Consider the following 24,448-nt stretch of genomic DNA (forward strand, 5'->3'; position numbering starts at 1 on the left):
ACTTAGCGGCTTCAGATACCCAGACAATCATCAGTGACATACAACGACCGGCCAATTTCATGGCCTGGCCAGGCATGCCGGCTGTCCGACGGATGGGACGGTGCCCGATGAGATTTGAAGGAATAGGTTTTGATCAAGCGTAGAAAGGTTGCAATCGTTGGCTGTGCTTACCGTTTTCCGGGTTCCTCCAATGCCGGCTTCTGGCAAAACCTGATGGCAGGGCGCGATCTGGTCACCCAGGTGGACCCATCGCGCTGGAAGCAGAACGAGTTCCTGCACCCCGACAAGGCCAGCCCGGCTACCAGCTACACCTTCGCATCCGGCACCCTGGGTGATATCAGCGCTTTCGACGCGGGCTTCTTCAGCATCTCGCCACGCGAAGCGGCGATGATGGACCCACAGCAGCGCATGCTCCTGGAAATGTGCTGGGAAACCTTCGAGAACGCCGGGGTCAAGCCTTCCAGCCTGCGCGGCAGCAACTGCGGCGTGTACCTGGGCATTGCCGGGGTCGAGCAGTCGTACCGGCTGGTCGAGGACCTGTCGTCGATCGATGGCGCCACCGCCACCGGCAACACCATGAGCATCGCCGCCAACCGGCTGTCGTTCTTCTACGACCTGCGCGGGCCGAGCATGGCTATCGACACGGCGTGTTCGTCGTCGCTGGTGGCCTTCCATCAGGCCTGCCAGGCCATTCTCAGCGGGGATGTCGACCAGGCCGTGACCGGCGGCATCAGCCTGCACATGCACCCGTTCGGCTTCATGATCTTCGCCAAGGCGACCATGCTTTCGCGCACCGGGCGCTGCCAGTCGTTCGATGAAAACGGCGACGGCTATGCCCGTTCCGAAGGTGGCGGGTTGTTCCTGCTCAAGGACTACGACCAGGCGCTGGCCGATGGCAACACCATTCTGGCGGTGGTCGCGGCCAGTGCGGTCAACACCGATGGGCGCAAGTCCAGCCTTACCCTGCCCAACGCCGAGGCGCAGGCAGCACTACTCACGCGCGCCTATGCCCAGGCCGGCATCGCCCCGGAGCAGCTGGACTACCTGGAAGCGCACGGCACCGGTACCGCCGTGGGTGACCCGATCGAAACCCGCGCCATCGGCGAGGCGCTGGGCCAGGCGCGTGGCGCCGGCAACCCGCTGCCGATCGGCTCGGTGAAAAGCAACATCGGCCACCTGGAGGCCGCCTCTGGCGTGGCCGGTCTGATGAAGGCACTGAACTGCCTGAGCGAGCGCACCGTGCCCGCCACCATCGGTGTGCAGGCGCTGAACCCGAATATCGCCTTTGCCGACCTCAACCTGCAGGTAGTCACCGAGCCCCTGCCGCTGAAGGCGGATGGCCAGCTGACGGTGGGTGTGAACTCGTTCGGCTTTGGCGGCGCCAACGCCCACGTCATTCTGCAAAGCCCGGAACCGCAAGCGCCAGCGCCCGTACAGCCCAGTGCACGCCGGGTGCCGTTGCTGCTCAGCGCAAAAAGCGAAGAAGGCCTGCGCGCCATGGCCGAACGGTTTGCCGCCTACCTGGCCGAGCATCCCCAGGCCGATTACTACGATGTCGCCTACCAGGCGATGTTCCGCCGCGATGCACACAGCCACCGCCTGCTGCTGATCAGCGACAACGCGGCCGAAGCCGCCCAGGCTCTGGATGACTATGCCCAGGACCCGACCCTCAGCGAGCTGAGCGCGGTGCTTGAGGCTGGCCAGGCGCTGGACGCCGCATCGGCTCCGGTGTTTGTCTATTCCGGTAACGGTTCGCAGTGGCAGGGCATGGGCCGGGCGATGCTCGACCAGCCGCTGTTCGCTGCCGCCGTGGCCGAAGTGGACGCGCTGTTCCAGCCCCTGGCAGGCTATTCGCTGCGCGCCGAGCTGCTGGGTGAAAACGGCGAAGGCCGTTATGCCCGCACCGAAATCGCCCAGCCGGCGCTGTTTGCCCTGCAAGTGGCGGTTACCCGGGTACTGGCCGCCGAAGGCATCACCCCGGTCGCGGTCATTGGCCATAGCGTCGGTGAAGTGGCGGCAGCCTGGGCCAGCGGGGCGCTGAGCCTGGAAGATGCCACCCAGGTCATCTTCCACCGCAGCCGCCTGCAAGGCCTGACCCGCGGCAGCGGGCAGATGACGGCCGTGGGCCTGTCGGGCGAGGCCAGCGCGCAGCTGATCAGCGAACTGAAACTGGACGGCCGCCTGGTCGTCGCCGGTGAAAACAGCGCCCGCGGCGCCACCGTGGCCGGTGAAGTCGAGGCTTTGACGCTGCTCGAAGAGGCCCTGACCGAGCGCCAGGTGTTTGCCCGCCGCCTGGACCTGGACTACGCCTTCCACTCGCCGGCGATGAACCCCATCGAGCAGGCGGTCATCGCCGACCTTGCCCACATTCGTCCGCGTGCCACCCGTATTCCGTTCTACTCCACCGTGGTCGGTGGCGAGCTGGCCGGCGAGCGCCTGGACAGCCACTACTGGTGGCAGAACATCCGCTTCCCGGTGCTGTTCCAGGGAGCGCTTGCGGCGCTGGTACGCAGCGGCCTGAACCTGTTTGTGGAGGTGGGTCCGCACGCCATTCTGCGCAGCTATGTCAGCGATGTGCTGGCCGAGTGCGAGCAGGCCGGCCAGTTGGTTGCCACCCTCAAGCGCAACGACCACAGCCCGCAGCTGCTCGAGCGCAGCGTGGCGCGGCTGCTGCTGGCCGCTGCCGAGCCGCAGTGGCAAACCCGCTTCCCGGTGGCGGGGCGCCAGCTGCGCTTGCCGAACTATGCCTGGCAGCGTGACCACTTCACCCTGCCGGTGAGCGCCGAATCCAACAGCCCGCTGGGCCGCGAGCGCGTGCACCCGTTGCTGGGCTACCCGGTAGCCGACCAGGCATTGACCTGGGAAAACCGCCTGGACACGCAGCAGTACCCAACCCTGGCCGACCACAAGGTGGGCGAGTCGGTGCTGTTCCCCGGTGCCGGCTTTACCGAGCTGGCCCTGGCTGTGGCGCAACTGCACCAGCCGGGCGAATTCGTCGACATCGAAGAGCTCGAGATCCACAACCCGCTGCTGCTCGGCAGCGAGGGCAGCAAGAAGCTGCGCGTGCAGGTCGAAGAGGCCGATGGCACGTTGCGCATCAGCTCGCGCACCCTGGCGCAGCGCGAAGACTGGGTGCAGCACGTGGTCGCCCGCCTGCCGGGTGAGGCCCGTGGCGTGCTGCTGGACGTTCGCGCGCCGGCGCTGCCAGCCCGCCCGGCGGACTTTACCGGCGAGCAGCACCTGGCGCTGACCTGCGCGGTCGGCCTGAACTACGGCCCTGCCTACCAGACCGTGGCTGCGGCCTGGGTCGAGGACGAACGCGTGCTGGCCCAGCTGGCCGTGCCGGCTGCCATCGAACACGAACTGGCAGGCCTGCACCTGCACCCGGCGTTGCTCGACGGTGCCTTCCAGCTGATTACCGAGCTGCTTGCCAGCCGCCGCGGCCACAACGATGGCCTGGCGTTCATCCCGGTCAAGCTGGGGCGCATTGCCTTCACCAATGCCGGCGGCGTGCCGGTGCTGGCCGAGGTGCGTCAGCGCAAGCGCACTGCGCATTCGCTGCTGGTCGACTTCACCCTGTTCGATGCCAGCGGCGCTGCCGTGCTGGCGATCAAGGCCGCGCGCATGCGGGCCGTGCGCCTGCAGTACGACCGCAGTGGCGAGATCAAGCGCATGGGCCATGTGGGCCTGGCGGCCCCAGGCAAGGTGGTGCCACTGCAGCGCCATGCCGTGGCCCGCACGCCGTTGGCTGACGCCTTGCAGCGCCTGGCCGACGAGCCGGCACAGGTGCGCTACCTTAACGAAGTGGAGCCATTGCTGGACGTACTGTGCACCAGCTTCGTGGTGGATGCCGTCGAGCAGGCCGGTGGGCGCTTGAGCGCCGAGCAGGTCGCCGTGTGGTCGCAGGCCCAGGGCGACTTCCTGGCGGCCTTGCTCGGTCACGCTGAGCAAGACGGCAGCTTGCTGCGCAGCGCCGATGGCGGCTGGCAGCTGGCCGATCTGGGCGAGCGCCCGGCCTCGGAGGCGATCTGGCAGGAGCTGTTCCAGAGCTACCCCGAGTACTTCCAGATCATCCATTCGGTGGGCCGTATCGGCCGCCACCTGCCGGCGTTGCTCGATGGCAGCCAAGCGTTCGAAACCCTGCAACCGCGGGAAACCAGCGGCGCCAGTCTGACGCGCCTGGTGCTGGGCGCGGCAGGGCAGCAGCACCTGCTGAGCGGCATCGGCCAGACCCTGGCCGCGCGCCTGGCGCAACTGCCCGCGGGGCAGCGCCTGCGCGTGCTGGAAATCGGCTTTGGCGGCGCTTCGTTCGCCGAGCTGCTGTACGCCGGCCTGGATTTCGACCGCATCGATTATGCGTACTGCGTTGCCGAGCCTGAGCTGGAGCAACGTCTGCGTGACGATTGCCCGGCGCTGAATGTGCTGGGCATGGAACAACTGGCCGAAGCCGGCAGCTTTGATTGGGTGCTGGTGCCCAGCGACCTTGGCGCGCTTGGCGCGGTGGGCGATGCCCTGCGCCTGGCCAGTGCCCAGCTCAACCCACACGGCCAGCTGGCGCTGCTGGGGCAGTACCCGGCGCGTTGGGCCGATTTCGTCTTCGGCGCCCAGCCAGAGTGGTGGCTGGCCGGCCCGCAACAGGCGTTGTCGCGCCAGCAAGGCCCGGCGTTCTGGAGCCACGAGCTGCAGCGCCACGGCCTGACTGGCCTGCGCACGTTGGATGCCTTGCCGGGCAACGCCTGTGGCAGCTACCTGTTGCTGGCTGACAAGCCGGCGGGTGCTGACGCTGACGAACCCTTGGCGGTGCAGCGCTGGGCCGTGCTGGCCGAAGCCGGGCAGGCTGCAGCCCTGAGCCTGGCCGAGCAGCTGCGCGCCCACGGCCAGCAGGTCGACCTGCTGCAGCCGGGCGATGCGCAGGCGCTGGCGGCGCAGCTTGGCGCCCTGGCCCAGGCCCCGGAGCATGTGCTGCACCTGGCCGGGTTCGACAGCGCTGCCGGCCTGGATGGCCAGGCCGAGCGCTGCCTGCAGGCTGCCGCGCTGGTGCAGGCCTGTGAGTCGCTGGCCATCGCCCCGCAGTGCTGGCTGTTCAGCCGCGGCGCTGCCGAGCACCTGTACAGCGCCGATACCGCCACCGATGTTGCGGCGATCGCCGACGCCGCGTTGTGGGGCTTTGGCCGCACCCTGGCCAACGAGTCGCCCAGCTGCTGCATTCGCCAGCTCGACCTGGGCCACTTGGCGCCGGTCGAACTGGCCGTGCCAGCGCTGCTGCACGCCGACAGCGAAACCGAACTGGCCCTGGATGCCCAAGGCCGTCGTTACGTGCCGCGCCTGCGGGTGCTGGCCGGTCAACCGCGCAACACGGGCAGCGACGCGCAGTGGGTATGCCTGGGCTTCGACCTGCCCGGCCAGTTGCGCAACCTGCGCTGGGAAGTGCGCGAGCCGCGCCAGCCGGCGGCGGACGAGCTGGACATCGCCGTGCGCGCGACCGGCCTCAACTTTCGTGACGTGATGTTTGCCTTGGGACTGCTGTCGGACGAAGCCATCGAAAACGGCTTCTCCGGCCCCACCCTGGGCTTCGAGTTTGCCGGTGTGGTGCAGGGCAAAGGCGCCGAGGTAGTCGGTGATTTCGCCCCGGGCGATCGCGTGGTGGGCTTTGGCCCGTGCAGCTTCGCCAACCGCCTGGTGACCAACGCCAACGCCGTGGCCCGTATCCCCGAGGGGATGTCGTTCGAAGCAGCGGCGACCATTCCGAGCACCTTCTTCACCGTGTACTACGCGCTGCATCACCTGGCGCGCCTGGAACCCGGCGAAAAGGTATTGATCCATGGCGCTGCGGGGGGTGTCGGCATTGCTGCCATCCAGATCGCCAAGTGGCTGGGTGCGGAAATCCATGCCACTGCCGGCAGCGACGAGAAGCGCGACTTCCTGCGCCTGCTGGGTGTCGAGCACGTGTACGACTCGCGTTCGCTGGCCTATGCCGACCAGGTGCTGGCGGCCACTGGCGGGCGTGGTGTGGACGTGGTGCTCAACTCGCTGGCCGGTGAGGCCATCAACCGCAACTTCCAGGTGCTGAAGCCGTTTGGCCGCTTCCTCGAACTGGGCAAGCGCGATTTCTACCAGAACACCCGGATCGGCCTGCGGCCGTTCCGCAACAACATCAGCTACTTCGGTATCGATGCCGACCAGTTGATGAGCGAGCGCCCGGCACTCACCCGTCGGCTGTTCGCAGAAATGATGGGCCTGTTCGCGCAAGGCATCCTGCACCCGTTGCCGTTCCGCGAGTTCGACGCCAACCAGGTGGTTGAAGCCTACCGCTACATGCAGCAGGCACGGCAGATCGGCAAGGTGGTGGTGACCTACGCCAACCCGATCCAGCAGACCGTCGACACCCGTGCCCAGCCTGCGCAGGCGCTGCAGCTTGGCGCCGATGCCAGCTACCTGGTTACCGGTGGGCTGGGCGGCTTTGGCTTGCGCACCGCGCAATGGCTGATCGACAAAGGTGCCCGCCATCTGGTGCTGCTCGGCCGTCGTGGCCCTGCCAGTGCCGAAGCCCAGCCGCAGCTGGCACTGTGGCAGGCCCAGGGTATCGATGTGCAGGCCGTGGCGTGCGACATCACCGACCGCGAGCAACTGCGCGGGGTGTTCCAGCGCATCGCTGCCAGCCCATGGCCACTGCGTGGCCTGGTGCATGCCGCGACGGTGATCGACGACAGCCTGATCCGCAACCTGGGGGCAGACCAGCTACGCCGCGTGCTGGAGCCCAAGGCCAAAGGTGCGCAGTACCTGCACGAACTGGCCCAGGGCCTGGCGCTGGACTTCTTCGTGATGTTCTCGTCGGCCACTACCCTGTTCGGCAACCCCGGCCAGGCAAACTACGTGGCGGCCAACCACTGGCTGGAAGCCTTGGCGCGGCACCGTCGCGCTCAGGGCTTGGCGGCCACGGCGGTGTTGTGGGGGGCGATCGACGATGTCGGCTTCCTGGCCCGCAACAGCCAGATCAAGGACGCCCTGCAAAGCCGCATGGGTGGCGCGGCGCTGCGGGCCGAGGCGGCCCTGGCGCAGCTCGAGGCCATGTTGCTGGACGGCGACAACGGCCACGGCGTGCTGGAGCTGGACTTCAAGGCGCTGTCGCGCTTCCTCCCAAGCGCCACTACGCCGCGCTTTGTCGAACTGGCGCGTGCCTATGGCGGTGACCAGGAGGACGAGGGCAGCGGCGAGGACATCCAGCGCATGCTGGCAGAGCTGGACGACGCCGAGCTGCTGGAGCGCTTCGCCGACATGCTCAAGCACGAGGTGTGCGAGATTCTGCGCCTGCCGCCGGCGCGCCTGGATGCCCAGCGCCCGCTGCAGGAGCTGGGGCTCGACTCGTTGATGAGCGTCGAGCTGGTGGTGGCGCTGGAGGAGCGGTTCGGCATTCGCCTGCCAGTGATGGAGCTGAGCGACAGTTCCAGCATCGACAAGCTGGCCGCCCGGCTGCTGGAGCTGCTGCGCGGCGAGGCGGGCAGCAGCGAAGAGCAGCTGGCGCAGAATGTGCTTGCCCGCCATGGCAGTGAGCACAGCGCCGAAGAGTTGGCGCAGATGAGCGCAGCGCTGGCCGACACCAGCGCGGCCCCCAACCGACTGATTGATCAAGAGCGTTGAATGACAGCCAAAACCCCGACCGGCCTTGCTGGTGATGCCAAGCAACGCCTGATCCAGCAAGCCCTCGAACGCCGCCGCCATTCGGCTGGCGCGGGCGAGCAAGGCGCCACCCTGGAGCAGGTGCAGCAGGCTGCCCTGAAGGTGCCCGAGGCGCACTATCGCTTCGACCAGCACCCGGGGTACCAGCAGCTGCGGGTGATCCAGCAGAGCGGCCTGCGCCTGGGCCTGAGCAACCCGTTCTTCCGCCTGCACCAGGGTACTGCGGGTGCGCAAACGCAGATTGGCGAGCGCGAATACCTCAACTTTGCCAGCTACAACTACCTGGGTTATTCCGGCCACCCGCGCGTGGCCGAAGCGTCCAAGGCCGCCATCGACCGCTATGGCACTTCGGTGTCGGCCAGCCGCCCGGTTTCGGGTGACCGCCCGCTGCACCGCGCGCTTGAGCGCGAACTGGCCAGCCTGTACGAGGTCGACGATGCGGTGGTGATGGTCAGTGGCCACGCCACCAACGTCACCACCATCGGCTACCTGTTCGGGCCGCGCGACCTGGTGGTGCATGACGAGCTGATCCACAATAGCGTGTTGCAGGGTATCCAGCTGTCGGGTGCCCGCCGTTTGAGTTTTGCCCATAACGACTGGCAGGCGCTGGACCGTTTGCTGGGTGAGCAGCGCCAGCATTTCGAGCGGGTGCTGGTGGTGGTGGAAGGCATCTATAGCATGGATGGCGACTACCCCGAGCTACCCCGGTTCGTCGAGCTCAAGCACAAGCACAAAGTGTTTCTGATGGTGGATGAAGCGCATTCGCTGGGGGTGATGGGCGCTACCGGCAAAGGCATTCGCGAGCACTTCGGGCTGGCGGGTAATGACGTCGACATCTGGATGGGCACACTGAGCAAGACCCTGGCCAGTTGCGGCGGCTACATTGCGGGCAGCACAGCGCTGATCGAGCACCTGAAGTTTCTGGCACCGGGCTTTTTGTACAGCGTCGGCATGCCCCCGGCGGTGACGGCTGCTGCATTGGCGGCGTTGCAACTGCTTGCCGATGATGCGGCGGGCGTGGCCAAGGTGCAGGCACGGGGTGAGCTGTTCCTGCGGCTGGCGCGTGAAGCCGGACTGGACACGGCGACCAGTACCGGCTTGGCGGTGATTCCGGTGATTACCGGCAGTTCGTTCAAGGCGGGGCGGTTGTCCAGCGCTTTGTTCGAGCGCGGGATCAATGCCCAGCCGATCCTGTACCCGGCGGTGCCGGAGCATTCGGCCCGGGTGCGGTTCTTTGTGTCTTGTGAGCATACGGAAGAGCAGATTCGGCATACGGTCGCGGTGGTGGCGGAGGAGATGGCGCGGTTGGGGTGAGATTGCTGCCAGGCTTGGTGAGGTAGCTGTGGGCGCTGGTTTGCCGGCGATAGGGCCGGGGCTGGCGACCCATTTCTTCAACCCTGCAAACACTTCAACTCACTGAAATTCGTACGCACCTTGCTCAACCGCTCCTGCAACACCCGCCGTTGCTGCGCTGTGCTCTGCTGCACCAGGTCTACCAGCAGGCTGCGCGCCTGCTGCTCGGTATTCTGAAACGCCTTGCGGTACTCCGGCGTCCACAAGCTTTCCTTGCGCTGCAACAAGGTCGCCAGGCGCGGCTCGAAGCTGGCGTCGTTGCGCTGGTTCATCGCCAGCAGCAGCTGCTGCTGCCAGTGGGCGCGGTTGGCGATCCATTCGCGGTTCTGGTCGCCCAAAGCCTGCGACCAGGCTTGAACGCGTTGCTTCTGCGCAGGCGTCAGCTCGCCAAACCACGGGGTCAGGCGTTTTTCCATGCGTTCGGTGCGGCGGGCGATCTGTTTGTCCAGCGGGGTGTCCACATACTTCTTCTGCCGCTCGCTGATGTCGTCGCGAAAGGCATCGCGCATCTCCGCCACCTGGGCGTCGCTCATGCCGCGCAGCAACTCGGTGGCCGACGGGGTGATTTCCTCGGCCACCCGGCCTATCGCTTCGCGGGCTTCACGGGTGCGCTGCTGCAGGGCCTGGTCGGTCACCTGGCCATCGGCGACCATGTCGCGCACCCGGTCCAGCCAGTCCAGGTACCCGGGGAGTTGAGTCTTGCAATGCCAGGCCAGGTGCTCTTTCAGGCGGTCGTCGAGCATCGCTTTCTGCTCACGGTTCATGTCCAGGTAGTCGCCCAGCGACCACGGCACCAGCCGGTCGAGGTTGCGGTAGGCCAGGTCGATACGGCTGCAACTGACCAGCGCCAGGGCGAAGCCGAAGGCGATGAGCAGGGCTTTGGACAGGCGTACAGGCATATGCTGATCCTTGCAGTGGCGGCCAATCGGTAGACGTAAGGGTAGCCGTACGGTTCCACTGCAGTGCTGCAATGGCGGTTCCTTCCATCACCGATCAGGGGGCAACCGTCCGGAAGCTTTGACACCACCCCGTGTCTATCCGGAGAATACCCCCCTTGTCTTGAGGATCATCAGAAATGGCTCTGCTTGGGCGTTACAACAGCTTGCAAATCGTGAAGCACGTGGACTTCGGCCTGTACCTGGACGGCGGCGCCGATGGCGAGATCCTGCTGCCGGGGCGCTACATCCCGAAAAACGCCGAGACCGAAGTCGATGACTGGCTGAACGTGTTCATCTACCTGGACAGCGAAGACCAGCTGATCGCCACCACCGAAAAGCCCAAGGTGCAGGTGGGCGAGTTCGCCAGCCTCAAGGTCAAGGACATCAACGGTGCCGGCATCTTCCTCGACTGGGGCCTGTCCAAGGACCTGCTGATGCCCTACTCGGAAGAGGCGCGGCAGCTGAAGATCGGCGATTACTGCGTGGTGCATGTCTACCTCGACAAGCGCACCCGCCGTATCACCGCCACCTCTCGCCTGGACCGCTACCTCGATGTCACTCCGGCCGACTACAAGGTTGGCCAGCCCGTCGAGCTGCTGGTGGCCGGCGAAACGCCGATGGGCTTCAAGGCCATCATCAACAACCGCCATTGGGGCCTGATTCACAAGAACGAGGTGTTCAAGTTCCTGCGCTCGGGCATGCACGAAAAGGGCTTCATCAAGGAAGTGCGCCACGACGGCAAGATCGCCCTGAGCCTGCAACCGGTCGGCGCTGCCCTGGCCGACAGCCTGCAGGAGCAGATCATGGCGCGCCTGGAAGCCGAAGGTGGGGTGCTGGCGGTGTGCGACAAGAGCGACCCGGCGCTGATCAGCAAGCTGTTCAACGTCAGCAAGGGCAACTTCAAGAAAGCCATTGGCGCACTGTTCAAGCAGGGCCTGATCGTCATCCATGACGATCGCATCGAAAAGGCCTGATCAGGCCTGGACGAAGTTGCGGAAGTCCAGCTGCTCGCCACCCGGGCGGGTGTCGCGCAGCAGCGAGTCGCGGTCGGCGCTGAGGGCCAGGCTGATGGTGGAGCGGCGCTTGCCCGGCTTGCGCACTTCCATCTGCTCCAGGTGAGCCTTGAGGAAGTTGGTGGGCACCTTCAGGTGCTGCAGTTCGTCGCTTTCCGGCGTGTGCAGCAGCAGGTTGACCCAGTCGGCCTGGCCCTTGCCCAGGAGCGCCACCGGCACTTCGAACCACCACAGGTTGCGTTTGTTGTCCAGGATGGCGAACAGGGTGTTGCTGCTGTTCAGCACCGGGCGGGCCAGTGCTTCGTTACGCCGGGCGATGGCGGCGGGTTTGTCGAGTTTCATGCAGGTTCCTGCGGGTTGACGCTATGAAGGCCTGCATTGTGAGGGGTGTCGGGTAGTGGGGCAAGGTCTGATGGCCCCATCGCCGGCAAGCCAGCTCCCACAGGTACCCCACATTTTTCAAGGCCTTCGGTGATCCTGTGGGAGCTGGCTTGCCGGCGATAGGGCCAGTTGCCTTAGCGACGAACCGGCAGGCTCAACTCGGAAGTAGCCCCATCAGCAGTAGTCACAGTCGCCGTAAAGCTGCGCAACTCACCCATGTTCTCCAGCACCTGGGCAAACCGCGCCTGCCCCCGGGTGTCGCTGTTCACCAGCACCTCGCCAAGATACTGCTCGGCCTCGGTGCCATCCGCCTCGGCATTGCCAAAGAACTCCACCCGCAACAGGCTCGACGCCGGCCCGTGCACCTCGCCGCGCAGCAGCTCGCCTTCGAGCCCAATCAGCCGTGGCGCCTGCTGGTCATGGTTGGGTAGCGGCTGGCACGGTTTGGGCTCACCTTTGCCGTCACAGATGATCGCCTGTTCCTGCTTCGGCAAATCGGCCCCGACCCCACGCGACCCTACATACAGCGCATGCGCCTGGGCCGGTACGCCAAACACGATGGCACCGGTGCGTTGGTCGGGTACACAGGAACCACCTGCCTCGCAGCGGCGAATGTCCTGGCTGTTCCCCCAGATGCGGTTGCCACTCAGGCGCGTGGCGGTTACTTCCGGCTCCGGGCGCAGGGCTACGCCAATGCGGTTGCCGTGGATCAGGTTGCCGTCGAGGATATTGCCCTCGCCGGTGACGCTGACGCCGATCGAGTTGCCGCTGAAGGTGTTGGCCGCCAGGTAGTTGCGCTTGCCCCAGTTGATCTGCAGGCCGTCGGAGTAGTTCTCGAAGCGGTTACGGACCACGCTGTTGTCGTTGCCCAGCAGGATCTCGATGCCCTGCGATGGCTCGGGGTTGGCAGCCGTGGAGCGGAACAGGTTGTCGGCCACCAGGTTGAACGCCGCGCCGCGGGTCAGCTCCAGGCCGTCGCCGTTGTCGATCAGCTGGTTGCGCAGCACCTTGTTGTTATTGGTGGTGGCGGTGGGATTACCGGCACCGTCATCGCCGGTCAGCATGATGCCCGCACCGCCTTTGTTGGCGACGATGCGGTTGTCTTCGATGACGTTGCCGCTGGCGCGGTTGACCAGGATGCCGATGCAGAAATTGCGCACCTCCAGGCCGCTCAGGTGCACGCCCTGGGTATCGCGCAGCACCAGGCCGGGGTTGGTGGTGGTGCGCACGTTGGTACCGAACTGGCCCGGCAGGGCGCCAGGGCAGGTACGTACGCCCTGGTCCTTGATGTACGCCGAACCGTCGATGGCGATGTACTGACCATCGCGCGCCCAGGGCAGGCCGGTGATGCGCACCGGGCCTTTGATTTCCGGCAGCGCGCGGCTGGGGCTGATTACGTAGGGCGGCTTGCCGACGGCGGCGATGTCGATGCGGTAGTGGCCGGGGTTCTGGTTGCTGGTTTCGATCGCCCAGCGCAGCGACCCGGGTTGGCCGTCGTCGGCGTAATGGTCGACGATTAAGGTTTCGGGGCTGGTCGGTGTAGCGGCAATGGTGGGCAGGGGCAGCAGTGGCAGCACGGCCACCAGCAAAGGCATCAGACGCATGGGTGCGGGTATCCGGAAAGCATTGTTTTTATCGAGGGTCAGCCTGCATCGGGCGGACGTTTGCGGGGATTCTAGGGCAGCGGCGGCGGCAGCGTAGTGGCATGGCGGTGATTTGGTGCGATATTCGCCCGAAGTTTTACCGCTCGGCTTCTCGGTGGAAAATTCGTTGAAACTCCTGGCGCAGGCGTTGGGTCCACCTTCTGTCGACACGGTTCACGTGTCTCCATTTGCAGGAGTTTTGCCATGAGCGGTACTAAAGACAAAGCGAAGGGCTTGGCCAACGAAGCAATCGGCAACGTGAAACAGGGTGTTGGCAAGGTGACTGGCAGCGACAAGCTGCAGGCCGAGGGCAAGGCGCAGGAAATCAAAGGTGAAGGGCAGCAGATCAAGGGTGATATCAAGGATGCGGTGAAGAAACCTTGATTTGAGGTGGCCTGAACCGGCCTCTTCGCGGGCGTGCCCGCGGACAGGCCGGGATTGGCGTAGGCAATTTCTTCAATCATGGACGGGAGCAGCACAGCAAAGGCGCGGTCTATTAGACTTGTCCGTTGAATCGATCGAGCGGCGAAAGGAGACGCTATGATTTTTCCCGCCCTGCAGGGCCTGCCCTTGCACCGCGTGCTGGTGCGCACCGTCAAGGAATTCCTTGACGACGAGATGTCCACCTACGCCTCTGCGCTGGCGTACCAGGCATTGTTCTCGCTATTTCCCTTCCTGCTGTTTCTGATTGCCCTGATTGGTTTCCTGCACCTGCCGGACTTCTTCTCCTGGCTGCGCCTGCAATCCGAACTGGTGCTGCCGCCGCAGGCACTGGAGCAGGTAAACCCGGTGATCGATCAACTGCAACAATCCAAAGGCGGGCTGCTGTCGGTGGGTATCGTGATTGCGTTGTGGACTGCCTCCGCAGGTGTGCGCCTGATGATGAGCGCGATGAACGCTGCCTACGACGTACCCGAAGGCCGCCCGGTATGGAAGCGCATCCCACTGTCGATTTTCTACACCATAGGCCTGGCCGGCATGCTGCTGGCCGCCGCCGCGCTGATGGTGCTGGGGCCGCAGGTGATGGAGTGGATCGCCTCGCAGATCGGCATGCAGGAGTTCATCGTCACGCTGTGGACCATTCTGCGTTGGCCGGTGATCGTCATCCTGCTGATGGTGGCGGTGGCGCTGATCTATTACGTGATGCCCGACGTGAAACAGAAGTTTCGCTTCATCACGCCAGGCTCGGTGCTGGCGGTGGTGGTGTGGATCGTGGCTTCGCTGGGCTTTGCCTATTACGTGAAGACCTTTGCCGACTACAACGCCATGTACGGCAGCATTGGTGCAATCATCGTGCTGTTGCTGTATTTCTATATCTCCGCTGCCGTGCTGCTGCTCGGCGCCGAAATGAATGCTGTGATCGAGCACATGTCCGCCGAGGGCAAGAACCCTGGCGAGAAGGATTTCAGCGGTGCAAAAGCCGAGGAAACCCTGACGGTACTGGGCCACGAGCACCCGAAACCCAGCGAACCGCAAACCGCCGAGCCGACCCCCCGATGATTCGTGAAATTCTCAAGATGGGCGATGAGCGCCTGCTGCGCATCGCCCCGCCTGTGCCCGAGCACATGCTCGGCAGCGCCGAATTGCTGCAATTGATCGATGACATGTTCGAAACCATGCGCCACGTCGGCGGCGTCGGGTTGGCTGCGCCGCAGATCGGTATCGACCTGCAGCTGGTGATTTTCGGCTTCGAGCGCAGCGAGCGTTACCCCGATGCCGAGACGGTACCGCAGACCATCCTGTTGAACCCGGTAATCACGCCGTCCTCCACCGAGGTCGAGGACGGCTGGGAAGGTTGCCTGTCGGTGCCTGGCTTGCGTGGCGTGGTGCCACGCTTCAAGCACATCTGCTACGAAGGCATAGACCCTCAGGGCAACCCCATCAACCGCTTTGCCGACGGCTTCCATGCACGGGTGGTGCAGCACGAGTGCGATCATCTGATCGGGCGCCTGTACCCTTCGCGCATCCAGGACTTTGCCAAGTTCGGCTACACCGACGTGCTGTTCCCCGGGCTCGACGTCAGCGACGACTGACCCCGCTGCAGTGCGACCAGGCGTTTGCTGCGCTGGTAGCGCTGCAGGCGGCCAGCCAGCGCTTCCGGCAACTGCCCGGCCAGCTCGAAGCCCAGCCGCTGATAGAACGGTGCCAGGTCGGGGTGGCAGAATAGCCAGGTGGGCCCATCAGCCTGCACCAGTGCGGCCTCGACCAACTGCCCGGCGACCCCATGGCTGCGCCGCTGCGGGTCGACGAACAGGCCGATCAGCCAGTAACCGTTGCCCACCGGGCTAAGGCTCAGTCCGGCAATGATGCCCGGGGGCCGGGCCACCCACAGTTCAGCGTCGCTTGCAGCACGCATGCGCGAGCCGTGCTGCCGGTAGAAGTGGTCCAGCAGCCGGCGTTCTGTGTCCGTGAGTTTCGAACAGTGGATATTCTCTGAAATGATGGTTCCTGCCCTGAAACGTGACGAGAGGCTCTGGCTTGATGATTTGCGACCATTTTGTCGCAGATTGTTGCAAAACTGGCAAGGGTGAATATCCGACTGCAGGGTTCAACTATTGCCGGCCGGGAGTAGAATTTGATTCATCCCCCCTTGCAGTACTAAGCGGGATCGGTACTTCGTGCCATCTTCACCGTAGATGGCAACTTCTCCGCGCCAATGACGGCATCAGAAGTCAATCGATCAGCTTGAATGCTCAAAAGGCAGACCCACATGAAACCATTACTGATTCTTGCATTGGTCGGTATGTCCTCGTTCGCCCTTGCCGATGAGGCCAAACCCGTCTCCAGCCAGCCTGTGGCTCAGCAGTACGACTATTCGATGAACCTGGACATCAAGCGGGTGATCAACCTGTCGACCATCCCCAATGTCTGCGAAGTAGTGCCTGCGACCATGACCTATGAAGACCACCAGGGCCAGGTGCACACCATTCAGTACCGTGCCATGGGTGAGGGTTGCCAGCAGGGTTGATCAGCCTGTCGGCTGGTGTCGGTGGCCCATCCGCCGTCTGAAGGCGGGAGGGCCAGCGGCTGTACTGCAGTGGGCTAATGAAGTTTTCAAGCAGGCGGCAATGGCCTCAACCCGCTTGGTTTCGAGTTGTTCCTCACAGGTGTTGCCACCCTCCCGCAAGAAATTCCCACGCCCTGTCGATTCCTCCGATCACCGTTCGACCATAGGTGAAGGCACACCGTGCCACCCATGACCTGTCGGAGGAACCCCCCGATGAGCACCGCAGCCGAAACCGAGATCCGCCAACTGATCGAGCGCTGGATGCAGGCCGTGCGCGACCGCGACATCCCCAGCATCACCGCCCCTTATGCCGATGACATCGTCGCGTTCGATGCCATCCAGGCCTTGCAGTTCAAAGGCAAGGCCGCCTACACCGCGCACTGGGAAATGTGCATGGGCATGTGCAGCGGCCCCATGGTGTTCGAGCTCGCCGAGCTTTGCGTACAGGCTGACGGCGACCTGGCGCTAGCCCACTGGCTGAACCGCTGCGGCCCGGGCGATGACGAGAGCCAGTGCGGCTTCATGCGCGCCACGGTGGGCTATCGTCGGGTTGATGGCCAGTGGCAAGTGATCCATGAGCACTGGTCCGCACCTTTCGACATGGAAACCCAGAAAGCCCTGTTCGATCTCAAGCCCTGAGTACTTATCGCCAAACGCACTGTGCCCACCCCCTGGAGGCGACCATGAAATACCTGTGCCTGGTCTATTGTGACGAAGGGCTGCTGCACAGCTTGCCCGACAGCCCGGAAGACGCCGAATGCATGGCCTATGCCGAAGCCATCCACGGCTCCGGGCGAATGCTCGCGGCCGAGGCGCTGAAGCCGGTGCAGACAGCCACCACGGTGCGCATGCGCAACGGGCACATGAGCCTGACCGATGGCCCGTTTGCCGAAACCAAGGAACAGCTGGCCGGCTTTTATCTGGTGGAGGCCCGCGACCTGAATGAAGCCCTCAACATCGCCAAGGGCATCCCCGCCGCACGGGTAGGCAGCGTCGAAGTGCGACCGGTGCGTGAACTGCAACCCTGACAGCCACGGAGAACAACCAGCATGAGCCTTGCACAGCCTGCGCAAGCGCAACACGAGTTGTCCATCAGCCGCCTGATCGATGCGCCACCGGCCAAGGTGTTCCGCGCCTGGACCGAACCCCAGTGGCTGATGCAGTGGTGGGGACCGCACGGCATGACCACCCCGGAATGCGAGATGCAGTTGTGGGCCGGCGGCCTGTTCCGCACGCTGATGCGGGCACCGGACGGCAGCGAGTACCCCAACCAGGGCGTGTTCCTGGAAATTGCCGCGCCGCGGCGGCTGGTGTTCACCGATGCATTTGGCCCAGGCTGGGTGCCGTCGGACAAGGCCTTCATGACTGCAGTGATCAGTTTTGACGAGGAGCAGGGCAAAACCCGCTACACCGCCCGGGCCTGGCACTGGAATGCCGCCGACTGCCGGGCTCACGAGGAGATGGGCTTCCACCAGGGCTGGGGAGAAAGCCTGGACCGCCTGGTGGAGGTGGTGACCCAGCGGATGCCTGACTGATGGCGGCACTGGCGCAGGTGCGCGCCGAGGTCGAGGCGGTCTATCGCGGGGAGTCGCGGCGCATACTGGCCACCCTGATCCGCCTGCTGGGTGATTTCGACCTGGCCGAGGAGGCCATGCATGATGCTTTTTTCATCGCTGTGGAGCGCTGGCAGCGCGATGGCATACCCGCCAACCCGCGCGCGTGGCTGGTCTCTACCGGGCGCTTCAAAGCCATCGATGCATTGCGTCGGCGCGCGCGTTTCGCTCGTTCCCAGGCGGACTTGGGCATGCTGCTTGAAGGCCAGGCGCAAGACCCCAGCGATGAAGAGCTGCTGGCGGACGACCGCCTGCGGCTGATATTCACCTGCTGCCACCCCGCGCTGTCGGCCGATGCCCAGGTGCCGCTGACCCTGCGCGAAGTCTGTGACCTGACCACCGAGCAGATCGCCCGCGCCTTCCTGCAAAGCCCGGCGGCCATTGCCCAGCGTATCGTGCGCGCCAAGGCCAAGATTCGCGAAGCCGGCATCCCTTACCAGGTACCGGAACTGAACGAACTGCCCGAGCGCCTGGAGAGTGTGTTACGGGTGATCTACCTGGTGTTCAACGAAGGTTATTCAGCCTCATCGGGTGAGTCACTGCTGCAGCAGGAACTGAGCGATGAAGCCATTCGCCTGGCACGTATGCTGGTGCAATTGTTGCCGGATGCTGAGGCGGTCGGTTTGCTGGCGTTGATGCTGCTGCAGGCGTCCCGGCAGCAGGCGCGAACCGATGCCCAGGGCAACCTGGTGGTGCTGGAGCAGCAAGACCGCGGTCTGTGGGACCGGCAGCGGATTGACGAGGGCTGCGAGTTGGTCCGCCAGGCCCTGCAAAGCCGGGCGTTTGGTGCCTATACCGTGCAGGCGGCGATAGCCGCGGTGCACGCTGAAGCGGCAACGGCAGAAGAGACTGACTGGGCGGAGATTGTCGGGCTGTATGACGTATTGCAGCGGCACTGGCCATCAGCCGTGGTTGAGTTGAACCGTGCGGTGGCGTTGGCGAAGCGGGATGGGCCGCAGGTTGGCCTGCAGGAAGTCGAAGGGATTCTGGCGCGCGGTGAACTGCTGGATTATCACTTGGCGTATGTGGCGCGGGCCGAGCTGCACTATCAGCTGGGGCAGGTGGAAGAGGCGCGTGCAGCCTGGCGGCAGGCACTGGCACTGACCCGGCAGGCGCCGGAGCGGCGGCATATCGAGCGGCGGCTACGGGCTCTTGAATGATGTAGCCAGCACCGCCCCTAACGCCGGCAAGCCAGCTCCCACAGGATCATTACAAAGTCTGAGCCTGTGGTGATCCTGTGGGAGCTGGCTTGCCGGCGTTAGGGGCGGTGCTGGCTAAATCAAACTTCAGCTGGCCACAAAATTCGGCGGCGACACCAGCTCGACGGTCTGCTGCTTGCGCGGCGCCAGGATCTCGGCCTCACCCTGTACCACCAGCTCATCGTTCTGGTTGTACACATTGGTGGCGATGCGCACCTTGAACTTGGGCAGCTTCTCGAGAATTTCCAGGCGAACGGTCAGGGTGTCGCCGATCTTTACCGGTTTCTGGAAGCTCATCTGCTGGCCTAGGTAAATGGTGCCTGGCCCAGGCAGGGTGCAGGCCACTGCGGCACTGATCAGCGCGCCGCTGAACATGCCGTGGGCAATCCGCTCGCGGAACATGCTCTTGGCCGCGAACTCTGCGTCCAGATGCACCGGGTTGTGGTCACCGGACATGGCGGCAAACAGCTGGATGTCGCGCTCTTCGACAGACTTCTTGTATTCCGCCTTCTGGCCGACTTCGAGGGCTTCGTAAGGCGTGTTGGTGACCTGGGACATCGTGGCTTCCTTAAGCGGTAGGCGAGGGCGGCTATCATTCACTGCGCACAGGGCGGCCAAGGGCCAGCGCCTGTTCGAGCCAGCCGAGGATATCGGCGGTAACCTCGTCACGGTTGGTTTCGTTGAGTACTTCATGCCGCGCCTCTGGATAGACGCGCAGCTGCACATGTCGATTGCCGGTCGCGCGCAGGGCGTCGGCCAGATGGGTGAGACGCTTGCCGGCACTGACCGGATCACATTCACCACCGATTATCAGCACAGGCAGGTTCGGATCGATCTGCGCGAGGTTACTTGGCTGGCTGATCTGCGCCAAGCCTTGCAGCAGGTCGAGCCACAACTGGTTGCTGCACCGAAAGCCGCACAACGGGTCGTTGACGTACAGGTCGACCTCGGCAGGGTCGCGGCTGAGCCAGTCGAACGCCGTACGGTTGGGCTTGAAGGCCTTGTTGAAGGACCCGAACGACAGCCACTCGATCAGTGCGCTCTTGCCCAGCGGCCCCTGGCGCCACGCCTCCAGCCGGGCGATCAGCCGCGCCACGCGGTACAGCGCCGCCGGCTGGTAGTTGGAGCCGCTGAGAATCGCCCCGTGCAGGCTGCCACTGTGGTGCAGCAGGTAGGCCTGGGCAATGTAGCTGCCCATGCTGTGGCCAAGCAGGAACAGCGGCGTACACGGGTACTGCTGGCCGATGTGCTGGGCCAGCAGACCCAGGTCGTCGACCACGGCATTCCAGCCATGATGGCGGGCGAACAGGCCGAGGTTGCCCAGTTCGGCGGTGCGCCCGTGGCCGCGCTGGTCCGCGGCGAACAGGGCAAAGCCGGCCGCGCTCAGGGCATGCCCCAGGCGTTTGTAGCGCCCGGCATGCTCGGCCATGCCATGGGCCAGTAGCACCACGGCTTTTACCGGCGTGTCCGGCAGCCATTGGTGCACATGCAGGCTGCAATGCTCGCTGGCGGGCAGCCAGAAGGCGTCGTGGAGCATGGTGGATCCTTGTGCGCACGGGTACCCGGACAGTGTATGCACAACCGGCCGGATTGCAGGAAGGGCACAAATAAGATTCACAATGTTAATGGCGGCACTTGGCGTGTATGCCGCCTTGGGCTTACCTGCTAACGTCGGAGCAACGCCTTTTTGCCCTCGGGCGATCAGGTAAAGGACTAAAGGACGCAGTGCAGGTCCAGGCAGAGGAACAATAATAAATGCAAGCCGACTTCTGGAATGACAAGCGCCCGGCGGGCGTGCCTTCCACCATCGACATCAATGCCTACGCCTCGGTCGTCGAGGTGTTCGAGCGCTCCTGCAAGCGCTTCGCCGATCGCCCGGCCTTCAGCAACCTGGGCGTTACCCTGACCTACGCGGAGCTGGAGCGCCATTCGGCAGCCTTTACTGCCTGGTTGCAGCAGCACACAGACCTCAAACCGGGTGACCGCATCGCGGTGCAGATGCCCAACGTGCTGCAGTACCCGATCGCCGTGTTCGGGGCCATGCGCGCCGGCCTGATCGTGGTCAACACCAACCCGCTGTACACCGAGCGCGAGATGCGCCACCAGTTCAAGGACAGCGGTGCACGTGCGCTGGTGTTCCTGAACATGTTCGGCAAGCGGGTGCAGGAGGTGCTGCCCGATACCGGCATCGAGTACCTGATCGAGGCGAAGATGGGCGACATGCTGCCCACCGCCAAGGGCTGGCTGGTGAACACCGTGGTCGACAAGCTGAAAAAGATGGTGCCAGCCTATCAGCTGCCCCAGGCCACATCGTTCAAGCAGGTGCTGCGCCAGGGGCGCGAACTGGCCCCCAAGCCGGTCTCGCAGAACCTCGACGACATCGCCGTACTGCAATACACCGGCGGCACAACCGGCCTGGCCAAGGGCGCGATGCTCACCCACGGCAACCTGGTGGCCAACATGCTGCAGGTGCTGGCCTGCTTCTCGCAGCATGGCCCCGACGGGCAGAAACTGCTCAAGGACGGCCAGGAGGTGATGATTGCGCCGCTGCCGCTTTATCACATCTATGCCTTTACCGCGAACTGCATGTGCATGATGGTCACCGGCAACCACAACGTGCTGATCACCACCCCACGGGATATTTCCGGCTTCATCAAGGAGCTGGGCAAATGGCGCTTTTCCGCGTTGCTGGGGCTTAACACCCTGTTTGTCGCGCTGATGGATCACCCAGGCTTCCGCCAGCTTGATTTCTCGGCGCTCAAGGTCACCAACTCGGGCGGCACGGCGCTGGTCAAGGCCACTGCCGAGCGCTGGGAAGCGCTCACCGGTTGCCGCATTGTCGAAGGCTACGGCCTGACCGAAACCTCGCCGGTGGCCAGCACCAACCCCTACGGCCAGCTGGCGCGCCTGGGCACGGTGGGCATCCCGGTGCCAGGCACGGCGTTCAAGGTGATCGATGACGAGGGTAACGAACTGCCGCTGGGCGAGCGGGGCGAGCTGTGTATCCAGGGGCCGCAGGTAATGAAAGGTTACTGGCAGCAGCCCGAAGCCACTGCCCAGGCCATGGATGCCGACGGCTGGTTCAAGACCGGCGACATCGCCATCATCGACCCGGACGGTTTTACCCGCATTGTCGACCGCAAGAAGGACATGATCATCGTCTCGGGTTTCAACGTGTACCCCAACGAGATCGAGGACGTGGTGATGGGCCACCCCAAGGTCGCCAACTGCGCAGCCATCGGCGTGCCGGACGAGCGTTCCGGCGAGGCGGTGAAGCTGTTCGTGGTGCCGCGCGAGGGTGGGTTGAGCGTGGATGAGCTCAAGGCTTATTGCAAAGCCAACTTCACCGGCTACAAAGTGCCCAAGCACATCGTGTTGCGCGAGTCGCTGCCGATGACCCCGGTGGGCAAGATCCTGCGGCGGGAACTACGTGATATAGCCTGAGTCTTGTGTCGGCTTCTTCGCGGGTGAACCCGCTCCTACAGTTAGTGCACAACAAGGAGCGGGTTCATCCGCGGATGCCCAAGACGCTCTAACAAGCGGATCACAGCCGAATCTGCGACATTTTGGATAATTACTCTAAAAATGACCTGTATCGTCCATTGAGTCATTTTTGTGACCGTAAGGCCTGTTTTGGCCTCTAGGCGACCCCCGGCAAAGCTGTTACTCTCGGCCCGCTTTCAGATGATCCGGTTTGCAACGAACCGTCATCTCATATCAATAATAAGCGCATAGACGCGTAAACCGAACTTCGCTGTTGCTGAAGGAGTGGGCTTCCATGATCGAAAATTTTTGGAAGGATAAATACCCAGCCGGGATTACGGCGGAAATCAATCCTGACGAATTCCCCAATATCCAGGCGGTACTCAAGCAATCCTGCCAACGCTTTGCCGACAAACCGGCCTTTAGCAACCTGGGCAAGACTATCACCTATGGCGAGTTGTATGCGCTGTCCGGGGCGTTTGCCGCCTGGCTGCAGCAGCATACCGACCTCAAGCCGGGTGACCGCATTGCCGTGCAACTGCCCAATGTCCTGCAATACCCGGTCGCGGTATTCGGTGCCATGCGCGCCGGGCTGATCGTGGTCAACACCAACCCGCTGTACACCGCGCGGGAGATGGAACACCAGTTCAACGACTCCGGCGCCAAGGCCCTGGTGTGCCTGGCCAACATGGCCCACCTGGCCGAAAAGGTGGTGCCCAAGACCCAGGTCAGGCACGTCATCGTCACCGAAGTGGCCGACCTGCTGCCGCCGCTCAAGCGCCTGCTGATCAACAGTGTGATCAAGTACGTGAAGAAGATGGTGCCGGCCTACAACCTGCCGCGTGCCGTGCGCTTCAACGACGCCCTGGCACTGGGCAAGGGCCAGCCGGTGACCGAGGCCAACCCGCAGGCCAACGACGTGGCAGTGCTGCAGTACACCGGCGGTACCACCGGGGTGGCCAAGGGCGCGATGCTGACCCACCGCAACCTGGTGGCCAACATGCTGCAGTGTCGGGCACTGATGGGCGCGAACCTGCACGAAGGCTGCGAAATCCTCATCACCCCGCTGCCGCTGTACCACATCTATGCCTTTACCTTCCATTGCATGGCCATGATGCTGATCGGCAACCACAACGTGCTGATCAGCAATCCGCGTGACTTGCCGGCCATGGTCAAGGAACTGGGCAAGTGGAAGTTCAGCGGCTTCGTCGGCCTCAATACCCTGTTCGTTGCGCTGTGCAACAACGACGCCTTCCGCGCCCTGGACTTCTCGGCGCTGAAAATCACCCTGTCCGGGGGCATGGCCCTGCAGCTGAGCGTGGCCGAGCGCTGGAAGGCCGTGACCGGCTGCGCCATCTGTGAAGGCTACGGCATGACCGAGACCAGCCCGGTGGCGGCGGTCAACCCGGCCGAAGCCAACCAGGTGGGCACGATCGGCATTCCGGTGCCTTCGACCCTGTGCAAGATCATCGACGATGCCGGCATCGAGCTGCCACTGGGCGAAGTCGGCGAGCTGTGCGTCAAGGGCCCGCAGGTGATGAAGGGCTATTGGCAGCGCGAGGACGCCACTGCCGAGATCCTCGACAGCGAAGGTTGGCTGAAGACGGGCGACATCGCCCTGATCCAGGCCGATGGCTATATGCGTATCGTCGACCGCAAGAAGGACATGATCCTGGTCTCGGGCTTCAACGTGTACCCCAACGAGCTGGAAGACGTGCTGGCAGCATTGCCGGGTGTGCTGCAGTGCGCGGCCATCGGAGTGCCGGATGAAAAGTCCGGTGAAGTGATCAAGGTGTTCATCGTGGTCAAGCCGGGTATGACCGTGACCAAGGAGCAGGTGATGGAGCACATGCGTGCCAACGTCACCGGCTACAAGGTACCGCGCCAGATCGAGTTCCGCGATGTGCTGCCGACCACCAACGTGGGCAAGATCCTGCGCCGTGAACTGCGCGATGAAGAGCTGAAAAAGCAAGGTTTGAAGAAAATCGCCTGAGGCCCCCCGGCCCTTGTAGGAGCGGCCTTGCGTCGCGAAAGGGCCGCGAAGCGGCCCCGGCATTTTCAGCGTCACGGCTGAGAACCTGGGGCCGCTTCGCGGCCCTTTCGCGACGCAAGGCCGCTCCTACAGGGGTTGCGCGGGCATC

At 64.2% G+C, this 24,448-nt stretch carries 19 protein-coding genes; 13 read left to right on the forward strand and 6 right to left on the reverse strand.

Annotated features, from left to right (window positions below):
* Positions 1-129: 129 nt before the first annotated feature.
* Together AC5O5R_RS06890 and AC5O5R_RS06895 are read left to right on the forward strand one after the other, a co-directional pair.
* A complete protein-coding gene (locus AC5O5R_RS06890) occupies positions 130-7,638 on the forward strand; it encodes a type I polyketide synthase (RefSeq protein ID WP_494515117.1) in 7,509 nt (2,502 codons plus the stop codon).
* Positions 7,639-8,991: an aminotransferase class I/II-fold pyridoxal phosphate-dependent enzyme gene (locus tag AC5O5R_RS06895; RefSeq protein ID WP_172226873.1), complete on the forward strand. Its 1,353-nt coding sequence runs from the start codon at positions 7,639-7,641 to the stop codon at positions 8,989-8,991.
* A 77-nt stretch (positions 8,992-9,068) separates the two neighbouring features.
* On the opposite strand, the gene AC5O5R_RS06900 is transcribed toward AC5O5R_RS06895, so the two are convergent.
* Positions 9,069-9,929 carry a DUF6279 family lipoprotein gene (locus tag AC5O5R_RS06900; RefSeq protein WP_494515118.1) on the reverse strand — a complete coding sequence of 287 codons (861 nt, stop codon included), beginning with the start codon at positions 9,927-9,929 and terminating at the stop codon, positions 9,069-9,071.
* 176 nt (positions 9,930-10,105) lie between these two features.
* On the opposite strand from AC5O5R_RS06900, the gene AC5O5R_RS06905 reads away from it, so the two are divergent.
* Complete coding sequence (locus AC5O5R_RS06905) at positions 10,106-10,942, forward strand: CvfB family protein (RefSeq protein WP_172226879.1); 837 nt, start codon at positions 10,106-10,108, stop codon at positions 10,940-10,942.
* Here AC5O5R_RS06905 and AC5O5R_RS06910 read toward each other — a convergent pair whose 3' ends face one another.
* Both AC5O5R_RS06910 and AC5O5R_RS06915 read right to left on the reverse strand, forming a co-directional pair.
* A complete protein-coding gene (locus AC5O5R_RS06910; protein WP_172226882.1) occupies positions 10,943-11,323 on the reverse strand; it encodes a hypothetical protein in 381 nt (126 codons plus the stop codon).
* A gap of 173 nt (positions 11,324-11,496) precedes the next feature.
* Positions 11,497-12,966 (reverse strand): right-handed parallel beta-helix repeat-containing protein, encoded by a 1,470-nt coding sequence (locus AC5O5R_RS06915; RefSeq protein ID WP_494515119.1) that lies wholly within the window; start codon positions 12,964-12,966, stop codon positions 11,497-11,499.
* A gap of 243 nt (positions 12,967-13,209) precedes the next feature.
* Between AC5O5R_RS06915 and AC5O5R_RS06920 the strand changes: the two genes are divergently transcribed.
* From AC5O5R_RS06920 to def, 3 genes are all read left to right on the forward strand, one after another.
* On the forward strand, positions 13,210-13,389 hold the full coding sequence (locus AC5O5R_RS06920; RefSeq protein WP_172226888.1) for a CsbD family protein: 180 nt from the start codon (positions 13,210-13,212) through the stop codon (positions 13,387-13,389).
* 156 nt (positions 13,390-13,545) lie between these two features.
* Positions 13,546-14,505: a YihY/virulence factor BrkB family protein gene (locus tag AC5O5R_RS06925; protein ID WP_494515120.1), complete on the forward strand. Its 960-nt coding sequence runs from the start codon at positions 13,546-13,548 to the stop codon at positions 14,503-14,505.
* Entirely contained in the window at positions 14,502-15,038 is a 537-nt protein-coding gene (def, locus tag AC5O5R_RS06930) for a peptide deformylase (protein WP_494515121.1), read from the forward strand. The genes AC5O5R_RS06925 and def overlap by 4 nt, the downstream gene beginning before the upstream one ends.
* Here the strand turns inward: def and AC5O5R_RS06935 are convergent.
* On the reverse strand, positions 14,993-15,361 hold the full coding sequence (locus AC5O5R_RS06935; RefSeq protein ID WP_494515122.1) for a GNAT family N-acetyltransferase: 369 nt from the start codon (positions 15,359-15,361) through the stop codon (positions 14,993-14,995). The genes def and AC5O5R_RS06935 overlap by 46 nt on opposite strands.
* 354 nt (positions 15,362-15,715) lie before the next feature.
* Here AC5O5R_RS06935 and AC5O5R_RS06940 point away from each other — a divergent pair, with 354 nt between their 5' ends.
* From AC5O5R_RS06940 to AC5O5R_RS06960, 5 genes are all read left to right on the forward strand, one after another.
* Complete coding sequence (locus tag AC5O5R_RS06940; protein WP_172285903.1) at positions 15,716-15,973, forward strand: DUF2790 domain-containing protein; 258 nt, start codon at positions 15,716-15,718, stop codon at positions 15,971-15,973.
* Positions 15,974-16,225: 252 nt separating this feature from the next.
* Positions 16,226-16,651 carry a YybH family protein gene (locus tag AC5O5R_RS06945; RefSeq protein ID WP_172233187.1) on the forward strand — a complete coding sequence of 142 codons (426 nt, stop codon included), beginning with the start codon at positions 16,226-16,228 and terminating at the stop codon, positions 16,649-16,651.
* 44 nt (positions 16,652-16,695) lie between these two features.
* A complete protein-coding gene (locus AC5O5R_RS06950; RefSeq protein ID WP_172233190.1) occupies positions 16,696-17,040 on the forward strand; it encodes a YciI family protein in 345 nt (114 codons plus the stop codon).
* Between the two features lie 21 nt (positions 17,041-17,061).
* Entirely contained in the window at positions 17,062-17,547 is a 486-nt protein-coding gene (locus AC5O5R_RS06955; RefSeq protein ID WP_172285901.1) for an SRPBCC family protein, read from the forward strand.
* Positions 17,547-18,785 carry an RNA polymerase sigma factor gene (locus AC5O5R_RS06960; protein ID WP_172285900.1) on the forward strand — a complete coding sequence of 413 codons (1,239 nt, stop codon included), beginning with the start codon at positions 17,547-17,549 and terminating at the stop codon, positions 18,783-18,785. Before AC5O5R_RS06955 ends, AC5O5R_RS06960 begins: the two co-directional genes overlap by 1 nt.
* A gap of 126 nt (positions 18,786-18,911) precedes the next feature.
* On the opposite strand, the gene AC5O5R_RS06965 is transcribed toward AC5O5R_RS06960, so the two are convergent.
* Both AC5O5R_RS06965 and AC5O5R_RS06970 read right to left on the reverse strand, forming a co-directional pair.
* The gene (locus tag AC5O5R_RS06965) at positions 18,912-19,382 is read right to left on the reverse strand and encodes a MaoC family dehydratase (protein WP_012273633.1); all 471 of its coding nucleotides are present in this window, start codon (positions 19,380-19,382) and stop codon (positions 18,912-18,914) included.
* Positions 19,383-19,416: 34 nt separating this feature from the next.
* On the reverse strand, positions 19,417-20,361 hold the full coding sequence (locus AC5O5R_RS06970; RefSeq protein ID WP_172227804.1) for an alpha/beta hydrolase: 945 nt from the start codon (positions 20,359-20,361) through the stop codon (positions 19,417-19,419).
* Positions 20,362-20,579: 218 nt separating this feature from the next.
* Between AC5O5R_RS06970 and fadD2 the strand changes: the two genes are divergently transcribed.
* Entirely contained in the window at positions 20,580-22,268 is a 1,689-nt protein-coding gene (fadD2, locus tag AC5O5R_RS06975; RefSeq protein WP_172227806.1) for a long-chain-fatty-acid--CoA ligase FadD2, read from the forward strand.
* 334 nt (positions 22,269-22,602) lie between these two features.
* Positions 22,603-24,300 (forward strand): long-chain-fatty-acid--CoA ligase FadD1, encoded by a 1,698-nt coding sequence (fadD1, locus tag AC5O5R_RS06980; RefSeq protein WP_172227808.1) that lies wholly within the window; start codon positions 22,603-22,605, stop codon positions 24,298-24,300.
* Positions 24,301-24,448: the final 148 nt, after the last annotated feature.

Source organism: Pseudomonas sp. 8_5_2, assembly GCF_059295255.1.

Coding starts and splice junctions, on each gene's coding strand:
- def (WP_494515121.1), top strand. CDS start 14,502: ATGATTCGTGAAATTCTCAAGATGGGCGATGAGCGCCTGCTGCGCATC.
- AC5O5R_RS06925 (WP_494515120.1), top strand. CDS start 13,546: ATGATTTTTCCCGCCCTGCAGGGCCTGCCCTTGCACCGCGTGCTGGTG.
- AC5O5R_RS06940 (WP_172285903.1), top strand. CDS start 15,716: ATGAAACCATTACTGATTCTTGCATTGGTCGGTATGTCCTCGTTCGCC.
- AC5O5R_RS06905 (WP_172226879.1), top strand. CDS start 10,106: ATGGCTCTGCTTGGGCGTTACAACAGCTTGCAAATCGTGAAGCACGTG.
- AC5O5R_RS06900 (WP_494515118.1), bottom strand. CDS start 9,929: ATGCCTGTACGCCTGTCCAAAGCCCTGCTCATCGCCTTCGGCTTCGCC.
- AC5O5R_RS06895 (WP_172226873.1), top strand. CDS start 7,639: ATGACAGCCAAAACCCCGACCGGCCTTGCTGGTGATGCCAAGCAACGC.
- AC5O5R_RS06920 (WP_172226888.1), top strand. CDS start 13,210: ATGAGCGGTACTAAAGACAAAGCGAAGGGCTTGGCCAACGAAGCAATC.
- AC5O5R_RS06955 (WP_172285901.1), top strand. CDS start 17,062: ATGAGCCTTGCACAGCCTGCGCAAGCGCAACACGAGTTGTCCATCAGC.
- AC5O5R_RS06970 (WP_172227804.1), bottom strand. CDS start 20,361: ATGCTCCACGACGCCTTCTGGCTGCCCGCCAGCGAGCATTGCAGCCTG.
- AC5O5R_RS06910 (WP_172226882.1), bottom strand. CDS start 11,323: ATGAAACTCGACAAACCCGCCGCCATCGCCCGGCGTAACGAAGCACTG.
- AC5O5R_RS06960 (WP_172285900.1), top strand. CDS start 17,547: ATGGCGGCACTGGCGCAGGTGCGCGCCGAGGTCGAGGCGGTCTATCGC.
- AC5O5R_RS06950 (WP_172233190.1), top strand. CDS start 16,696: ATGAAATACCTGTGCCTGGTCTATTGTGACGAAGGGCTGCTGCACAGC.
- fadD1 (WP_172227808.1), top strand. CDS start 22,603: ATGATCGAAAATTTTTGGAAGGATAAATACCCAGCCGGGATTACGGCG.
- AC5O5R_RS06935 (WP_494515122.1), bottom strand. CDS start 15,361: ATGCGTGCTGCAAGCGACGCTGAACTGTGGGTGGCCCGGCCCCCGGGC.
- fadD2 (WP_172227806.1), top strand. CDS start 20,580: ATGCAAGCCGACTTCTGGAATGACAAGCGCCCGGCGGGCGTGCCTTCC.
- AC5O5R_RS06965 (WP_012273633.1), bottom strand. CDS start 19,382: ATGTCCCAGGTCACCAACACGCCTTACGAAGCCCTCGAAGTCGGCCAG.
- AC5O5R_RS06945 (WP_172233187.1), top strand. CDS start 16,226: ATGAGCACCGCAGCCGAAACCGAGATCCGCCAACTGATCGAGCGCTGG.
- AC5O5R_RS06915 (WP_494515119.1), bottom strand. CDS start 12,966: ATGCGTCTGATGCCTTTGCTGGTGGCCGTGCTGCCACTGCTGCCCCTG.